At 69.1% G+C, this 16,784-nt stretch carries 12 protein-coding genes; 9 read left to right on the top strand and 3 right to left on the bottom strand.

The window, feature by feature from the left end:
- Positions 1 to 121: 121 nt before the first annotated feature.
- The 5 genes from LGR69_RS25175 to LGR69_RS25155 all read left to right on the top strand — a co-directional run bounded on the left by LGR69_RS25175 (position 122) and on the right by LGR69_RS25155 (position 4,102).
- Positions 122 to 1,033, top strand: coding sequence for an aspartate/glutamate racemase family protein (locus LGR69_RS25175; protein WP_230367723.1), 912 nt, complete (start codon positions 122 to 124; stop codon positions 1,031 to 1,033).
- Positions 1,034 to 1,190: 157 nt separating this feature from the next.
- The gene (gene maiA / locus LGR69_RS25170; protein ID WP_230367722.1) at positions 1,191 to 1,838 is read left to right on the top strand and encodes a maleylacetoacetate isomerase; all 648 of its coding nucleotides are present in this window, start codon (positions 1,191 to 1,193) and stop codon (positions 1,836 to 1,838) included.
- 164 nt (positions 1,839 to 2,002) lie between these two features.
- Positions 2,003 to 3,334, top strand: a complete 1,332-nt coding sequence (locus LGR69_RS25165) for an NAD(P)/FAD-dependent oxidoreductase (protein ID WP_050734419.1) — start codon at positions 2,003 to 2,005, stop codon at positions 3,332 to 3,334.
- Between the two features lie 154 nt (positions 3,335 to 3,488).
- Positions 3,489 to 3,800 (top strand): EthD family reductase, encoded by a 312-nt coding sequence (locus LGR69_RS25160; protein WP_007559606.1) that lies wholly within the window; start codon positions 3,489 to 3,491, stop codon positions 3,798 to 3,800.
- Complete coding sequence (locus tag LGR69_RS25155) at positions 3,797 to 4,102, top strand: hypothetical protein (RefSeq protein WP_230367721.1); 306 nt, start codon at positions 3,797 to 3,799, stop codon at positions 4,100 to 4,102. The genes LGR69_RS25160 and LGR69_RS25155 overlap by 4 nt, the downstream gene beginning before the upstream one ends.
- Before the next feature lie 7 nt (positions 4,103 to 4,109).
- On the opposite strand, the gene LGR69_RS25150 is transcribed toward LGR69_RS25155, so the two are convergent.
- The 3 genes from LGR69_RS25150 to LGR69_RS25140 all read right to left on the bottom strand — a co-directional run bounded on the left by LGR69_RS25150 (position 4,110) and on the right by LGR69_RS25140 (position 9,913).
- Positions 4,110 to 7,436: an ATP-binding protein gene (locus tag LGR69_RS25150; protein ID WP_230367720.1), complete on the bottom strand. Its 3,327-nt coding sequence runs from the start codon at positions 7,434 to 7,436 to the stop codon at positions 4,110 to 4,112.
- A 98-nt stretch (positions 7,437 to 7,534) separates the two neighbouring features.
- Positions 7,535 to 8,809 carry an O-antigen ligase family protein gene (locus tag LGR69_RS25145; protein ID WP_230367719.1) on the bottom strand — a complete coding sequence of 425 codons (1,275 nt, stop codon included), beginning with the start codon at positions 8,807 to 8,809 and terminating at the stop codon, positions 7,535 to 7,537.
- Between the two features lie 102 nt (positions 8,810 to 8,911).
- Positions 8,912 to 9,913 (bottom strand): CobW family GTP-binding protein, encoded by a 1,002-nt coding sequence (locus LGR69_RS25140; RefSeq protein WP_007559616.1) that lies wholly within the window; start codon positions 9,911 to 9,913, stop codon positions 8,912 to 8,914.
- A gap of 296 nt (positions 9,914 to 10,209) precedes the next feature.
- Here LGR69_RS25140 and LGR69_RS25135 point away from each other — a divergent pair, with 296 nt between their 5' ends.
- The 4 genes from LGR69_RS25135 to LGR69_RS25120 all read left to right on the top strand — a co-directional run bounded on the left by LGR69_RS25135 (position 10,210) and on the right by LGR69_RS25120 (position 16,771).
- Complete coding sequence (locus LGR69_RS25135) at positions 10,210 to 11,523, top strand: efflux RND transporter periplasmic adaptor subunit (RefSeq protein WP_230367718.1); 1,314 nt, start codon at positions 10,210 to 10,212, stop codon at positions 11,521 to 11,523.
- 16 nt (positions 11,524 to 11,539) lie between these two features.
- Entirely contained in the window at positions 11,540 to 14,689 is a 3,150-nt protein-coding gene (locus LGR69_RS25130; protein WP_230367717.1) for an efflux RND transporter permease subunit, read from the top strand.
- A gap of 143 nt (positions 14,690 to 14,832) precedes the next feature.
- Positions 14,833 to 16,368, top strand: coding sequence for an efflux transporter outer membrane subunit (locus tag LGR69_RS25125; RefSeq protein WP_091858940.1), 1,536 nt, complete (start codon positions 14,833 to 14,835; stop codon positions 16,366 to 16,368).
- A 16-nt stretch (positions 16,369 to 16,384) separates the two neighbouring features.
- Positions 16,385 to 16,771 (top strand): DUF2269 family protein, encoded by a 387-nt coding sequence (locus LGR69_RS25120; RefSeq protein WP_230367715.1) that lies wholly within the window; start codon positions 16,385 to 16,387, stop codon positions 16,769 to 16,771.
- Positions 16,772 to 16,784: the final 13 nt, after the last annotated feature.

Raw genomic sequence — 16,784 nt, 5'->3', positions numbered from 1 at the left:
GGAATTCGCAGGTTTCGCCACCGGACCGACAGGGAACGGCCGATGCTTGCACAGGTTCCTGGGCCCGAATGTTTCATCTCGGCCGAACGAACATCCACGACGCCAAGCAGGAGGGCGCGAGATGACCACGACATCAAGACGATTGGGGGTCCTCGGCGGCCTGAGCCGGCGTTCGACGATCGAATGCCACCAGATGATCAACCGTCACGTCTTGAGTCTAACCAATAACCGTGCCGCTGCGGACCTCGTGACCTGGAGCCTCGACCCGGACACGATCATTCATCTGCTCTCGAAAGACGGCTGGCCGTTGATCGTCGACCAGATCAAGGAGGCCGCCGCGAACCTGCTTCTCGAAGGCGTCGATGCCCTGATGATCGCCAGCGACACGCTTCAATGCGCGCTTGCGGAGGAACCGATCCATTTCGGCGTGCCCGTCATCCCGGTTCATGACGCGCTGGCCGATGAGATCCAGCGCCTGTCCTTGAGAAAAGTCGGCCTCGTCGGTACCTCGGCGACCATGAGCGGGCCGTATTACCAGGATCTCAGACAGGGATCCTGCAATCTGGATGTGGTGCTTCCGAGCCAGAACCTTTGGGTCAATATCGACTATTCAGTCTGCAATCGCATCTACAACGGCGAGAGCACAGTGCTCGAAGTCGATACCTACCAACAGATCATGTCCCAGTTCGAGGCGCAGGGCGTTGACGGGATCATCGTCGCCTCGCCGGAAATCGCCCTGGCCTTCAACAAGCCCGATCCCGTGCCCGTTCTGCACACGGCCCAGATCCATGCCGCCGCCGCAGCGCGCTGGTGTGTCGCCGGCCGCGACATCCTGCGACCCGATATGGCGCGCCACGACGAGGCCGGGCGCGCGTCGGCGGCATCCACCGACGCGGCTTCCAAGGACACGTCGAAGATTTCGTTCGAAGCGCTGCAGCCGCGCGATCTTCGCCGGAAACGCAAGCGGAAGGCCGGACGGTTGTCGGCTGCGGCCGCATCGGTCTCCGCCGGACAGCAGACGCGCAACTCGTAGCGCCGGGTGACGACCCGCGGGACATGACGTACCCGTGCAGTTCCTGGCCCGTGGACCGAGGCGAAAATCTGCAGACGCCTCGACTTGCCGCGGGCGCCGAACTGCGGTGTCTTCGTGCCTATCGGTGCCGAAGACACCGCAGTCCGGAACTCCTCCCATGCACATGTACGGCAATTGGCGCTCGGCGGCGGCCTTCCGGGTCCGGATCGCTCTGAAACTGAAGGGCATCGCCTACGAGGAGACCTTCATCGACCTCGATGCCGGCGACCAGCACAAGCCGGAATTCCGCACGATCAACCCGCAGGGCGCGGTGCCGGCGCTGTACGACGGCGACGGTCCGCCGCTGACCCAATCCCTGGCGATCCTCGACTATCTGGAGGAGACGCAGGGCGGCGTGCGCCTGCTGCCCGAGGAACCGCGAGCCCGCGCCCGGGTACGCTCGCTCGCGCAGGTCGTCGCCTGCGACACGCATCCCCTCTACGTGCCGCGGGTGCGCACCTTCCTGATGGAGGAATACGGGCTGCCCCGGGACCGGATGCTGGCCTTCCTCCGCAACGCCTTCGAGACCGGCCTGAAGACCCTCGAGACCCGGCTCGCCACCGAGCCGGGGACCGGCCGCTTCTGCCAGGGCGACGCGGTGAGCCACGCCGACCTCTGCCTCGTCAGCCTCTGGGTCGGGACCGGGATCTTCGGGGTCGAAACGGCGGCCTACCCGACGGTCGCCCGGATCGCCGAGGCCTGCCTCGCCCTGCCGGAGGTCGCCGAGGCGCATCCCCTGCGCCAGCCCGGCGCCCCCGCGGTCTGAGGCGCGAGCCCGGATCCCGCCCCTGCGCGGATCGGGCCTGCCCGATCGGGCGTGCTCTTGCTCGATCGGGCGTGCTCTTGGCAGGCAGATGTGGCAATCGGACGTCCGAGGCGTTTAATCCGGCCGGGGCGTCAATCCAGGCCCGTGGGGGAGAAAGGGTGTCGATGGTACCCGTCGAGAACGAGTCCGGCCTGCATCGCGTCGTCGTGGTCGGTGGCGGTGCCGCGGGGCTCCAGTTGGTGACGAAGCTCGGCGACAAGCTCGGGCGCGGCAAGCGCGCGCATATCACTCTGGTCGACCGCGCCCGGACGCATATCTGGAAGCCGCTGCTGCACGAGGTGGCGGCGGGGAGCCTCGATATCGGCCACCACGCCGTCGATTACCTGCACCACGCCCATATGCACGGGTTCCGCTACCGCATCGGCAGCATGACCGGCCTCGACCGCGAGGCCCGCACGATCCGGCTCGCCGCGAGCCACGACCCCGAGGGGCGCGAGGTCACGCCGGAGCGCTCGGTCCCCTACGACACCCTCGTGATGGCGGTGGGCTCGACCACCAACGATTTCGGGACGCCCGGCGTCGCCGAGCACGCCATCGCGCTCGACACCCAGGACCAGGCGGTGCGGTTCCACCAGCGCCTGGTCAACGCGTCCCTGCGGGCCCACACGCAGGATGGGCCGGTCCGTCCCGGCCAGCTCCACGTCACGGTGATCGGCGCCGGCGCCACCGGCACCGAGCTCGCCGCCGAGTTGCACCGGACCTTCCGCCACGTGGTCGCCACCGGGCTGGACCGGATCGACCCGAGCAAGGACATCCGCATCACCCTCGTCGAGGCGGCCGACCGGATCCTGCCGGCGGTGCCGCAGCGCCTCTCGGTGGAGGTGATGCAGCTCCTGAACAAGATCGGGGTCGACGTTCGCGTGAAGGCGCGGGTGACCGAGGTGCGCGCCGACGGCGTGCAGCTCGCCGACGGCACCTTCATCCCGTCGGAGCTGGTGGTCTGGGCGGCCGGCGTGAAGGCGCCGCCCTTCCTGCAGGGCATCGGCGGCCTGGAGACCACGCGGACCAACCAGCTGGTGGTCGCCCCGACCCTGCAGACCACCCGCGATCCCGATATCTTCGCGATGGGCGACTGCGCCTATCTGGTCGAGGCCGGCTCGGACCGGCCCGTGCCGCCCCGGGCCCAGGCCGCCCACCAGCAGGCCAGCCACCTCATCGGCCAGATCCAGGCCAAGATCGACGGCAAGCCCTTGAAGCCGTTCAAGTACAAGGATTTCGGCTCGCTCGTGTCGCTCGGCGAGTACTCGACGGTGGGCAGCCTGATGGGCTTCGTCCGGGGCAAGAACATGCTCATCGCCGGGTTGTTCGCCCGGATGATGTACCGCTCGCTCTACAAGATGCACGAGCGCGCGCTCCACGGCACCGTCAAGACGGCGCTCGACGCCATGGCCCGGGCGCTCACCCGCCGCACCGAATCGCGGGTGAAGCTGCACTGAAGCACCGTCCCGGATCCGATATCCGGGGCGATGGTCTGAGCGTTGGAGCGGGCATCATCTCTTTCCGAGAGCCGGCGATTGCCTTTCGGGATGGCGCCCTATGGTTTTACCGGCACCCCGGCGATACGGGGGCCGCAACAGGGAGGATGACCGCATGATCCTGGTCAGCGTGATGTATCCGGCCGGCCCGAATTTCGACATGGGCTACTATCTCGGCCACCACATGCCGCTGGTGCGCGAGCGCTGGTCGGCCCTGGGCCTCCACGACGCGAAGGTGGTCAAGGGTGCCGGAACCCCGGACGGCGGCGCAGCCCCGTTCCAGGTGATGGCGCTGCTGACCTTCGAATCGGCCGACGCCTTCAAGAAGGCCGTTGCCGCCCATGGCGAGGAGATCTTCGCCGACATCCCGAACTTCACCACGGCCCAGGCCCAGGTGCAGCTCAACGACTTCGCGGAGAGCCCGTGATCGACATCGTCAAAGCGGTGCAGCAGGCCGATCCGAGCCTCGGAACCTACGTGGTCGTGCTGCGCGCCGACGCCCGGGCCCTCGACGGTCCGGAGCGGCTGACCCCCGACGCGCAGGCCTGGATCGACGCGAACGCCCCCGGCGGCCGCCTCGCCCGGGTGCGCGTCCTGCTCGCCCCCTATCCGGGAGCGATGCCGGCCGAGCGGGACGTGACCGTCGCGGCCTTCGCGGATGCCCGCCAGCTCGCCGCCTTCGCGACGACCTGGACCGGTGATCCGCTGCCGGAGGCGGAGGAGCCGTAGGGCCGGCTCAGGCCGCCCGCAGCTGGCGGATGGCCCGGAGGGCCGTGGCCCGCTGCACCTCCAGGCGCCGGATCAGCGGCATGAGGTCGGCGCCCGCATGGGCGGCGGCCTCGACCTCGCGGCACAGGCTCGACAGGCCGACGAAGCCCAGCAGCCCGGCCGCCGCCACCATGGCGTGGGCGTCGTGGGCGATCTGAAGGCGGTCGGTCTCGCTCGGCCGGAACCGCTCGGACAGCTCGTTGGCCAGGAGATCCAGCAGCGCGCCGACCTGGTCCGTACCGAAGCTCATCTCCATGTCGCTGAGCACACCGGCGTCGAGCACCGCGGGATCGACCGGCACCCGGCGCCGTGTCGCCTCCTGGCGTGCCGGTCGGCGGGCCCCGGGAGCGGTCCAGCGGCTGATCGTGGCGAACAGGTCGGCCCGGCGGAACGGCTTGCCGACATGGTCATCCATCCCGGCCTCGCGCAGCTCCGCGACCTGTGCCGGCAGGACGTTGGCGGTCATCGCCACGATCGGGACGTCGCAGGCCGGCGGCGCCAGGGCGCGGATCCGGCGCGTGGCGGTGAGCCCGTCGACACCCGGCATCTGCACGTCCATCAACACGAGGTCGTAGGGCCGCCCCTCGGCCACCGACAGGGCCACGGCCGTGATCGCGGCGCCGCCGTCGCCGGCCACCTCCACGCTGTAGCCCTGGGATTCAAGCACGGCGCAGGCGAGTTCCTGATTGAGCGGCACGTCCTCGACGAGGAGCAGACGCAGCGGCGCCCGGGCCGGAAGCGCCCGGGACGTCTTGGCCGGCGGCGCGGATGCGGCCGCCGTCCCGGCGAGACGGAGCGTAACCGCCGCCTCGGCGCTTCGCGGCAGGATCAGGCGGAACCAGAAGGTCGAGCCTTCGCCTTCCCGGCTCTCCATGCCGATCTCGCCGCCCATGAGCGTCACGAGGTGCCGGGAAATGGCGAGACCGAGACCGGTGCCGCCGAAGCGCCGGCTGATCGAGCCGTCGACCTGGCTGAAGCGCTTGAACAGGCGCTCCTGCTGGGCCGGCGCGATGCCGATGCCGGTATCGGTCACGGTGAAGCGGACGACGTCGCCCGGGCCGCCATCGGGCGCGAGGCCCTCGCCCTCCCGCCGCACCGTGAGGGTGACCGAGCCTTCGGGGGTGAACTTCACGGCGTTGTTGAGCAGGTTGAGCAGGACCTGCCGCAGGCGGCCCGGATCGCCGACGACGACGCCCGGGAGCGCCGGGTCGATCTGTGCCTCGATGCGCAACCCGCTCCGGAGCGCGCTGCCACGCACGATCGACACCGTGTCGTCCACGATCTGGACCAGCGGGAAGCTGACCGGGTCGAGGGTCAGCTCGCCGGCCTCGATCTTGGAGAAGTCGAGGATGTCGTTGACCACGGTGAGGAGCGCCGCCCCCGAGCTGTGGATCAGCTCCAGGCGCCGCCGGTCCTCGTCCTGGATCGCGCTCTCATCGAGCAGCAGGTCGGCGTAGCCCAGGATGCCGTTGAGCGGCGTGCGGATCTCGTGGCTCATCGCGGCCAGGAACTCGCTCTTGGCCGCGCTCGCCCGCTCCGCCTCGGCCCGGGCGGCTTCGGCGTCGCGGGTGGCCTCCCGCAGGGCGGCCTCCGCGGCCTTGCGCTCGGTGATGTCGAGATGGAGGCCGACCATGCGCTGTGGCTGGCCCTCGGGGCCGAACTGCGTGCGCCCGCGCGCGTAGATCCAGCGCTCGCCCACCCGGAACTCGGCGACGAAGGGGCACGAGGTTTCCACCGCCCGCCGGATCTCGTTCCAGACGTCGCCGGCATCCTCGGGATGCAGGAGCGCCGTCCAGGCCGCCGCCGACATGGTGTGCGACCGGCCGGTATCGGGCAGCCCGTGCATCCGCGCGCTCTCGAGGCTCAGGGTGGCGAACCCCGTGCGCATGTCCCAGTCCCAGGTGCCGGCATCGGCCGCGTCCAGGGCGATGCCCAGGAGCCCGCGCGCCTCCTCGACGGCGAGCCGGGCCGTGACGATGTCGTCGACGTCGAGGGCGGTGCCGAGCCACTCCACCACGGCGCCGTCTTCGGGGTCGAGATAGATCGGGATCAGCGAGATCTTGTGCCACCGATAGGCACCGTCATGCCGCCGGATCCGCCACTGGCCGCTATAGCCGATCCCGGTCTCGATCGCCTCCTGCCAGGCCGCCTCCATGGCGGCGGCATCCTCCGGGTGGTTGCGGGCGAGGCGCTGGGCGCGGTCCGGCCCGATCGGCCCGTAATAAGCGTGGAACTGGGCGTTGGCGTAGGTCGCCTGCCCGTCGCCGACCCGCATGGTCCAGATCAGGAGGGGCAGGGTCTCGGCGAGGCCGCGATAGCGCAGCTCGCTGCGGCGGACCTCGTCCTCGGCGCGGCGCCGCTCGGTCACGTCGATGAGCACGCCGATGAGGCCGGTCACCGCGCCCTCGCCGCGGCACAGGCCGCGCACGACAACGTCGCGAACCTCGCCGTCGGGCCGCAGCAGCCGCGTCTCGAAATCGAAGCTGGCGCCGCGGGCCACCGCATCCGCGACGATCCCTTCGAGCCGCTCCCGGTCATCCGGGTGATAGATCTGCGCGAAGGCGGCCTGCGGGGGCGCCGGTCCGCCGGGATCGCGGCCGGCGATCGCGTAGAGGCTCTCCGACCAGACCGGTTGCCCGTCGGCGAAGTCCACGCGCCAGTTGCCGACGCTGGCGAGCTGCTCGGCCATGGTGAGCTGGTGGTTGGCCGCCGCCTGGGCCTCCGCCCGGGCGTTGATCTCGCGATGCTGCTCCCGGATCAGGGCCTCGCGGACCGCCGCCTGCGCGATCTCGTGGCTGCGCTTCGCGTTGGCCTCGGTCAGCCGCAGATGGGCGATCACGATCTCGGCGAGGTCGCGGAACGCTTCCGCGTCGGATTCCGAGAGCCCGTCCCGGGGCTCCGGGTCGATCAGGCAGAAGGTGCCGATCCGGATCCCCGGCGTCAGGCTCAGGGGAATGCCGGCGTAGAACCGGAACCCATCGGGCGCGGCGACCCCGGGCAGGTCGCGGAAGCGGGCATCGAGCCGGGTGTCGGGCACGACCAGCATGGCATCGCTGCGGATCGTGTGGTCGCACAGGCCGAGTTCCCGGGGGCTCGACGTCGGGACGTCGATGCAGGGAGTCTTCAGCCAGAGCTGGGTGTCGTCGATGAAGCCCACGAAGGCGCTGCGCACGCCGAACAGGCGGCGGGCGGTGCGGCACACGGCGTCGAAATGCGGCTCGGGGGACGTGCCGACGATGCCGAGGGCATCCAGGGTCGCAAGCCGCGCCGCCTCATCGTCCGGATGTACTCTCACTGCCGTCTCCGGGAACGGATCCGCCGTTCGCCAGCGTCCTCGCAGGAGCGATGCCGCGAGTGCGGCCACGTTTCAAGCGGGCCCTGGGTCGCGCGCGATCACGTTGCCCTGACGCGCGCCCCCGAAGGCGCCGATCCGGGCATGCGCAGCCGGGCGGCTTCCAGGGCCCAGACCATGCCGAGCATCATGTAGACGTGGCGCCACTTCTCGATGTCGATCTGGAACGCCTGCAGGAAGAACATCAGCAGCGCCGGCCAGACGATCTGGGCATGCGCCCGGAACGGCGAGGGCCGCACCAGCAGGCGGAAGCCGACGAAGCTCGTGGCCAGCACGAGACCGATGAACACCGCGCCGCCGAGCCAGCCGCCATTGGCGAAGGAGCCGAGATAGGAATTGTGCGGCTCCAGCCCGAAGACGAGCCGCCAATGCATCGGCCCCATGCCGAACGGGCGCTCCAGCAGCATCGCCAGGCCGCGGATCTGGTTGCCGAAGCGGCCGGTCTCGCCCTGGTCGTAATCCTGGGCCAGGGAAGCCCGGGTCTCGAACATCTTGTGCACGTGCTCGACCGAGAGGAGCCCGATCACCGCGATCGCGCCGAGCACCAGGGTGGCCAGGGTCAGGAGCACGATCCGGCGGCGCAGGCGGATCGAGCCGCTGCCGGCATAGACGGAGCCGACCATCAGCAGCACGGCCACGACGCTGCCGCCCCAGGATCCGCGCGAGAACGACAGGAAGATCCCGGCCATGATGATCAGCAGGCCGGCCAGCGCCACCAGCGGGCGCCGCGCGCTGCCGGTAAGCAGCCCGTGCATCAGGTAGAGGGCGCCGAGCGTCAGGAACGAGCCGAACACGTTCGGGTCCTGGAAGGTGCCCGAGGCCCGGTCGTACTTGTAGAACAGGTCCTCGATCCCGAGCCATTGCAGGTAGCCGACGATGCCGAGCGCGGCCGAGAACACGCAGCTCACCGTGTAGGCCTTGAGCGCCAGCTCCATCCGGGCATGCGTGTCCTCCGAAAAGAACATCGCGAAGAACACGCACGTGACCACGAGGTAGATCAGCTGGATCGTCCAGGTGACCGGGAATTCCTCGTTCATGTACGGGAACAGGGCGGTGACGATCGCCACGAGGTAGAGCAGCAGGAGCGCCAGCAGCGGCACCGCCCCCCGGTGCAGGCGCACGCCTAGGCAGAGCCACAGCAGGATCGTCGGGATCGCCACCGCGTCGTAGGGCGAGGTTTCCGAGAATGCGAAGCAGGCGAAGAAGATGAAGGCCGCAAACAGCGCCTTGGCCAGCCCTCGGACGAGCCCGATGAGCGGGATCCCGGCGGCGAATCCCGACGGGATCGGGATTCCGGGCGCTGCGGTGTGAGCCATGGATACGCGGACTCCGCGGGCCGGTTACGCAGGCCCGCACGTCCGGTATCCATGACAGCCAATGGTTGAGAATGGGCTTCGCGGCGCCCCGTCCTCAGGGGCTCAGACGCGGCAGCTCTCGAACCCCTCGCGGATCGCCACCGGATCGAGGTTGCGCCCGATGAAGACCACCCGGGACACCCGGGGCTCGTCCGGACGCCAATCCCCCTGGACGTCGCCGTCGAGGATCATGTGCACGCCTTGGAAGACGAAGCGCTTCGGCTCGTTCGGGAAGGCGACGATGCCCTTGCAGCGCAGGATATCGGGCCCCTGGACCTGGGTCAGGTTCGAGATCCAGGGCATGAACTTCTCCGGATCGACCTCGCCGTCGATCCGGGCCGAGACCGACTGAATCTCGGAATCGTGATGGTGATGGTGGCCCTCCTCCAGGAAATCGGGCTCCACCTCCAGGATGCGGTCGAGGTCGAAGGCGTTGCGCTCGAGGACGGCTTCCAGGGGCACCGCGCAGTTCTGGGTGCGGTGGAGCTTGGCCAGCGGGTTGATGCCGCGGATCTCGGCCTCGACCCGGTCGAGGTCTTCGGGCGAGACGAGGTCGCTCTTGTTGAGCAGGATCACGTCCGCGAAGGCGATCTGGTTCTTGGCCTCGGGGGCATCTTTCAAGCGGTCGGACAGCCACTTGGCGTCGGCCACCGTCACCACGGCGTCGAGGCGGGCGGCGTCGCCGACATCCTGGTCGACGAAGAAGGTCTGGGCGACGGGGGCCGGGTCGGCCAGGCCCGTGGTCTCGACGATGATCGCGTCGAACTTGCCCCGGCGCTTCACCAGCCCGTCCATGATCCGGATCAGGTCGCCGCGCACGGTGCAGCAGACGCAGCCGTTGTTCATCTCGAACACTTCTTCGTCCGCGCCGACGACGAGATCGTTGTCGATACCGATTTCGCCGAACTCATTGACGATCACGGCGTAGCGCTTGCCATGATTTTCCGTGAGGATCCTGTTGAGCAGCGTGGTCTTGCCGGCACCGAGATAGCCGGTGAGCACGGTCACCGGAATCTTGCCGGCGGTCGAACCCGATGGGGCGGAAGCAGAACTCATGTCGGTCATGGCGGATTCTTCGATCGGATCTGCGGGATGGGTCGGGCGAGCGGCCCGCGAGCGTTGTCATATTGTAACAAATCCCGGCGAAGGAAGATGGAGCCACACGGTTTCGCGACCTGGCCCCCCGATCGATTGCGGATCAGCCAAGCTTTGCTCTAGGCACGTGGTGCAGTCTGGGTCCTCCGCCCGGACGGCACGCCTCGACAAGCGACTCCGATCACCATGAAACGGCCGGGGTCCGGGCCGAAGCATGCCCTCGTCAGCCATCACGGTCCTTCGCCCGGACCCAGAAGACCAACCACATGGACGCCCGCAACCCGCTGGAACAGGACGAGGCTTTCGCCGCGTCCACGCACAGGCGCCGCCCGCCGCTGCTCCTGATCATCCTGGTGCTGCTCGTGGCTGCGGGCGGCCTGGCGCTCGCGGTCTCGGACCGCGCCCGCGAGTCCGTTTCGGGAATCGCCGCCGCGCTGTTCGGATCGAGCAAGCCCGATGCGGGGATCGAGGCCGAGAAGGCCGGCGCGGTCGAGCGGGTGTTCCGCCCGACCAAGGAGCAGCGCGCCGCCTTCGAGATCCTGCCGGTGGCGACCCAGGTGTTCCGCCCGGAGGGCTCCGCGGAAGGCCGCATCGCGCTCAACGACGACGACAACGTGCCGGTGGTCTCGCCCTACGCGGGCCGGGTGACCAAGGTGCTGGCCCGGGCGGGCGACGACGTGAAGGCGGGCGACGTGCTGCTGACGCTCGAGGCCACCGACATGGTCCAGGCGCAGAACGACTACCAGGCGGCCCTCAACAACCTCCAGAAGCAGCAGGCGCTGCTGAAGCTCGACCAGACCATCGCGGCGCGCCAGCAGGAGCTGTTCCAGGCCCATGCGGTGGCGCTGAAGGATTACCAATCGGCCCAGAACGACGTCATCGCCGCGCAGAGCGATCTCAAGACCGCCGAGGCGGCCCTCGACGCCGTGCGGAACCGCCTGCGGCTCCTGGGCAAGTCCGACGCCGAGATCGCCGCCTACGAGAAGAACGGCCGCCTGAGCCCGGAGACGCAGATCCGGGCGCCGATCGCCGGCACGATCGTCCAGCGCAAGGTCGGAACCGGGCAGTTCCTCTCGGCCTCGAGCGACCCGGTCTTCGTGATCGGCGACCTGTCCACCGTGTGGCTCGTGGCCAACGTGCGCGAGAGCGAGATCCCGAAGATCCGCATCGGCCAGGAGGTCGAGGCGAAGGTGGCGGGCTTCGGCGCGCGGGTGTTCAAGGCCCGGGTGAACTACATGGCCGCGAGCCTCGACCCGGCCACGCGGCGCCTCGCCGTGCGCAGCGAGGTCGACAATCCCGACCGCGTCCTGCGCCCGGAGATGTTCGCCACCTACACGATCATCACCGGCAAGGGCGAGCCCAGCCCGAGCGTCCCGCTGGCCGCGATCGTGTACGAGGGCGACCGCACCCATGTCTGGGTGGCCCGCCAGGACGGCGCCGTGGAGGCGCGCGACATCAAGCTCGGCGTGATCAACGGCGACAACGCGCAGGTCGTCGACGGCCTGCACGCCGGTGAGCAGATCGTGACCCGGGGGGCCCTGTTCATCGACCGGGCCGCCACCGGCGACAAGGCGTCCTGAGCGGGAATCCCGGGCGATGAACAGCCTGATCGTCTTCTCGCTGCGCCAGCGCGTGCTGGTCGTGCTGCTGTTCGTGGTGATGCTCGGCATCGGCTACGGCGCCTACACGCAGCTCAACATCGAGGCCTATCCCGACCCGGTGCCGCCGCTGGTCGACGTGATCACCCAGAACCCGGGGCAATCCGCCGACGAGATCGAGCGCTACATCACCATCCCCCTGGAGGTGGCGCTGGCCGGCATCCCCAACGCCCAGGTGGTGCGCACGATCTCGCTGTTCGGCCTGTCCGACGTGAAGGTCCAGTTCAACTACGAGTACACGTACGACCAGGCGCTGCAGCGGGTGCTCAACCGCCTGTCGCAGGCGCCGAGCCTGCCCAACGGCGCCACCCCGCAGATCTCTCCGACGAGCCCGGTGGGCGAGATCATGCGCTACAAGCTGGTCGGCCCGGCGGGCTACTCGCCCATGGACATGAAGACCCTGCAGGACTGGGTGCTGCAGCGCCGGTTCAAGGCGATCCCGGGCGTCACCGACGTGACCGCCTTCGGCGGCAAGGCCAAGGAATACGAGGTCGCGGTCGACCTGAACCGCCTCCAGGCCCAGGGCCTGACCCTGGTCCAGCTGACCACGGCGCTCAACAACGCCTCGATCAACGTCGGCGGCCAGACCCTGAATGTCGGCCAGCAATCCGCGGTGGTGCGCGGCATCGGCCTGATCCGCGACATGGACGACATCAAGGACACGATGATCAGCCTCGTCAACGGCACCCCGGTGCTGGTGCGCGACGTGGCCGAGGTGCGCGTGTCGAACGCCCCGCGGCTCGGCATCGTCGGGCACGACGACCAGTCGGACGTGGTCGAGGGCATCGTGCTGATGAGCCGCGGCGGCCAGAGCCTGCCGACGCTGCAGCGCGTCGAGGCCGAGATCGACAAGATCAACAACTCGACGATCCTGCCGCCCGACGTGAAGATCGAGCGGATCTACGACCGGTCGGGCCTGATCCACACGACGACCCACACGGTGATGCACAACCTCGTCTTCGGGGTGGTGCTGGTGTTCATCGTGCAGTGGCTGTTCCTCGGCTCGCTCACCAGCGCGATCATCGTGGCAGCCACGATCCCGTTCGCCCTCGGCTTCGCGATCCTGATCCTGGTGGTGCGCGGCGACTCGGCCAACCTGCTGTCGCTCGGCGCGATCGATTTCGGCCTGATCGTCGACGCCACGGTGATCATGGTCGAGAACGTGTTCCGCCACCTCGCCGAGCCCGAGCATACCGAGGGTCAGCAAGCCCCCGGGGGGCTCGAGGGTCGGCTCGGCACCATCGCCATCGCGGGCGTCGAGGTGAACCGGGCGATTTTCTTCTCGGCGATCATCATCATCGTCGGCTTCCTGCCGCTGTTCACGATGAGCGGCGTCGAGGGCCACATCTTCGGGCCGATGGCCAAGACCTACGCCTACGCGCTGGTCGGCGGCCTGCTCGCGACCTTCACGGTCTCGCCGGCCCTGTCGGCGCTGATCCTGCCGAAGAAGCTCGAGGAGCGGGACACCCTGATCGTGCGGGTCCTGCGCGCCGGGCACGAGCGCGTCCTGGCCTTCGGCCTGAAGAACCGGGTGCTCGCGCTATCGGTGATGCTCGTGGTGCTGCTCGCCTCGGGGCTGGCCGCCCGGAATCTCGGCCTCGAATTCCTGCCTCGCCTCGAAGAGGGCAACCTCTACGTGCGCGGCACCATGCCGTCCTCGATCTCGCTGGAGGCGGGCAACGCCTATGTCCAGCGCCTGCGCAAGATCTTCCAGGAGGTCCCGGAGGTCGTCACGGTGATCTCGCACCAGGGCCGGCCCAATGACGGCACCGACGCCACCGGCTTCTTCAACGTCGAGATCCTGGCCCCCCTCAAGCCGATCGACGAGTGGCGCAAGGGCCTCGACAAGGACACGCTGATCCACGACCTCAGCAAGAAGCTGGAAGCGGAGTTTCCCGGGATCGAGTTCAACTTCTCGCAATATATCGAGGACAACGTCCAGGAGGCGGCCTCGGGCGTGAAGGGCGAGAACTCGGTCAAGATCTACGGCAGCGACCTCGCCCAGCTCACCAAGACCGCCAACGCCGCCAAGGCGGCGTTGGCCACGGTGCCCGGCATCACCGACCTGGCGGTGTTCGAATCGCTCGGCCAGCCGACCGTGCGGATCGACGTCGACCGCCACAAGGCGGCCCGCTACGGCCTGTCGATCGGCGACGTCAACACCACGATCCAGGCGGCGATCGGCGGCCAGACCGCCGGCGACCTCTACGAGTACGGCTCGGACCGCCACTTCTCGATGCGGGTGCGGCTGGCCAAGGAATACCGCTCGTCGCTGGCCGGCATCCGCAACATCGCGGTGGGCGCCCAGAATCCCAATGGCGGCGTGATCCAGGTGCCGCTCTCCGAGATCGCCGACGTGGACCTCGTCTCGGGCGCCTCGTTCATCTACCGCGAGGACCAGGAACGCTACATCCCGGTCAAGTTCTCGGTGCGCGGGCGCGACCTCGGCAGCGCCGTGATCGAGGCCCAGCGCAAGGTCGCCGAGGCCGTGGACCTGCCGCCGGGCTACCGGATGGAGTGGGTCGGCCAGTTCACCAACCTCAAGGACGCCGCGACCCGGCTCAGCCTGGTCGTGCCGGTGACCCTGCTGCTGATCGCGCTCCTGCTGTTCATCAACTTCTCCTCCCTGGCGGACATGCTGCTCACCCTGTCGGTGATCCCGATGGCGATGATCGGCGGCATCTTCGCCCTGTCGTTCACCGGCACGCCGTTCTCGATCTCGGCGGCGATCGGCTTCATCGCGCTGTTCGGCATCTCGACCATGGAGGGCGTGATCCTCCTGGCCTACTACAACCAGCTCCTCGACGAGGGCTGGCAGCGCAAGGAGGCGGTGTGGAACGCCGCGGTCGTGCGCATGCGCCCGGTGATGATGACCTGCGTGGCCGCCTGCGTCGGCCTGCTGCCGGCGGCGATCTCCACCGGCATCGGCTCGCAGGTGCAGAAGCCCCTCGCCCTGGTGGTGGTCGGGGGCATCATCCTGGCGCCCAACCTGATCCTGGTGGTCGTGCCGGTGCTGATCTCGCTGTTCTCGCGGCGGCACCCGAACCCGAATGCCCGGGCCCGGACCGAGCATCGGGTCGCGGCATGAGCCGGATGAGAGCGGTGCGGGCCGGGAATCGTCACGTGGCCGGGGCGCCACAGCGCGGCGCCGGCACACAGCATCGGAGCGCCGGCGGATTGACTTGGCCGTCAGCCCGGACGCTCTACCGAGGGAGGGGTTTCGGGGGCATGATGGTGGAGTTGGCGCCGATCCGGTGCGGTCGTGCGGCCGCCATGCTGGCGGCCGCCCTGTCCCTGTCGGCCTGCGCGGTCGGCCCGAACTACGTGCCGCCCGAGGCGCCGCCGGTCAGCCGCTACACCAAGGAGCCGCTGAAGGACCCCTCGGCCGCCGACAACATCCGCACCCGTCAGGGCGGATCGGCGGATCAGAGCTTCGTCTCCGGCGCCGACATCCCCGGCCAGTGGTGGACCCTGTTCCACTCCAAGGCTTTGAACCAGCTCGTCGAGCAGGCGCTCGCCAACAACCCGACCCTGGAGGCGGCGCAGGCCTCGCTGCGGATCGCGCAGCAGAACGTGCTGGCCCAGAAGGGCACACTCTATCCGAGCCTGACCGCGACCCCGCAGGTGCAGGGCATTCTCGCGCCCGGCCTCGACCTGCAATCGCCGCTCAACAACGAGAGCCGGTTCCTCTACAGCCTGTCCACGCCGCAGGCCGTGGTCGCCTACAATCCCGACGTGTTCGGCGGGAACCGGCGCCAGATCGAGTCGCTGGAGGCCACCACCGAGAACCAGCGCTTCCAGCTCGAGGCCGCCTATCTCAGCCTCACCGGCAACGTCGTCGCCGCCGCCATCCAGGAGGCGGCCCTGCGGGCGCAGATCGACGCCACCCGCAAGGTGATCCAGGCGCAGACCGAGGTGCTGCAGCTGTTCAACAAGCAGCTCTCGCTCGGCCAGATCGCCGGGGCCGACGTGGTCCAGCAGCAGGCGGCCTTGGCCCTGTCGCAGCAATTGCTGCCGCCGCTGGAGAAGCAGCTGGCGCAGCAGCGCAACCTGCTCACCGCGCTGGCCGGGCGGCTGCCTTCCGACGAGATCGCGGAGACCTTCCAGCTCTCGGCCCTGCGCCTGCCGACCAAGCTGCCGGTGAGCCTGCCCTCGCGCCTCGTGCAGCAGCGCCCCGACGTGAAGGCGGCCGAGGCCCTCGTGCAGCAGGCGAGCGCCAGCGTCGGCGTCGCCGTGGCCAACCGCCTGCCGCAATTCAGCCTGACCGCCACCGGCGGCTCCAGCGCCGTGCGGCTCGCGCAGGTGACCAATCCCGGCGCGGCGTTCTTCACGATCATCGGCCAGGCGACGGCGCCGATCTTCGACGCCGGCACCCTGTTCCGCCGCCAGCGGGCAGCCGAGGAGACGCTGACCCAGGCACAGGCGCAGTACAAGGCGACGGTGATCACCGCCTTCCAGAACGTCGCGGACGCGCTGCGGGCACTCCAGGCCGACGCCAAGGCGGTGGCCGCCGCCGACGCCGCGGTCAGCGCCACCAACCAGAGCCTCGGGCTGATCCGCAAGCAGTACACGGCGGGCGCCGTCACCTCGACGCAGGTGCTGATCGCCCAGCAGGGCTACCTCTCGGCGCTCGTCACCTCAGCGGGTGCCCGCGCCACCCAGTACGCCGACAGCGCGGCCCTGTTCGTGGCGCTGGGCGGCGGCTGGTGGAACCGCAACGACGTGGCCCCGCCCCCACCCGAGACGGACCCGCTGAAGTTCCTGTGACGATCCCACGGACGGCGTGACCTACCTGGTCCTGAAATACGCCCACATCCTTGGGGCCGTCGTCCTCCTGGGAACCGGAACCGGGATCGCCTTCTTCATGCTGATGGCGCATCTGAGCCGCGACGCGGCCTTCGTGGCGCGCACGGCCGGGACCGTCGTCCTGGCCGACATGCTGTTCACCGCGACGGCGGTGGTGGCGCAGCCGATCACCGGTTATCTGCTAGCCCACGAGAGCGGCTTCGCCCTAACGGAAGGCTGGCTCGGCGCGTCCCTCATCCTCTATGGCGTCGCCGGATTGGTCTGGCTGCCGGTGGTCTGGATGCAGGTGCGGATGCGTGACCTAGAGCACTTTCGGTTTGGGCTGAGTCGGATGCCTGGGGTTCACGCGGGGCTGTTGGGCTGATTCATTGCGCACT

Source organism: Methylobacterium brachiatum, from assembly GCF_020523825.1.
Taxonomy (GTDB): Bacteria; Pseudomonadota; Alphaproteobacteria; order Rhizobiales; family Beijerinckiaceae; genus Methylobacterium; species Methylobacterium brachiatum.
Note: the sequence above shows the minus strand (reverse complement) of the source record. Positions and strands in the feature narration are given on the sequence as shown.

What these genes read in the sequence shown, in the direction of transcription:
- LGR69_RS25175 (WP_230367723.1), top strand. Translation starts at nt 122, where the DNA reads ATGACCACGACATCAAGACGATTGGGGGTCCTCGGCGGCCTGAGCCGG.
- maiA (WP_230367722.1), top strand. Translation starts at nt 1,191, where the DNA reads ATGCACATGTACGGCAATTGGCGCTCGGCGGCGGCCTTCCGGGTCCGG.
- LGR69_RS25165 (WP_050734419.1), top strand. Translation starts at nt 2,003, where the DNA reads ATGGTACCCGTCGAGAACGAGTCCGGCCTGCATCGCGTCGTCGTGGTC.
- LGR69_RS25160 (WP_007559606.1), top strand. Translation starts at nt 3,489, where the DNA reads ATGATCCTGGTCAGCGTGATGTATCCGGCCGGCCCGAATTTCGACATG.
- LGR69_RS25145 (WP_230367719.1), bottom strand. Translation starts at nt 8,809, where the DNA reads ATGGCTCACACCGCAGCGCCCGGAATCCCGATCCCGTCGGGATTCGCC.
- LGR69_RS25140 (WP_007559616.1), bottom strand. Translation starts at nt 9,913, where the DNA reads ATGACCGACATGAGTTCTGCTTCCGCCCCATCGGGTTCGACCGCCGGC.
- LGR69_RS25135 (WP_230367718.1), top strand. Translation starts at nt 10,210, where the DNA reads ATGGACGCCCGCAACCCGCTGGAACAGGACGAGGCTTTCGCCGCGTCC.
- LGR69_RS25130 (WP_230367717.1), top strand. Translation starts at nt 11,540, where the DNA reads ATGAACAGCCTGATCGTCTTCTCGCTGCGCCAGCGCGTGCTGGTCGTG.
- LGR69_RS25125 (WP_091858940.1), top strand. Translation starts at nt 14,833, where the DNA reads ATGGTGGAGTTGGCGCCGATCCGGTGCGGTCGTGCGGCCGCCATGCTG.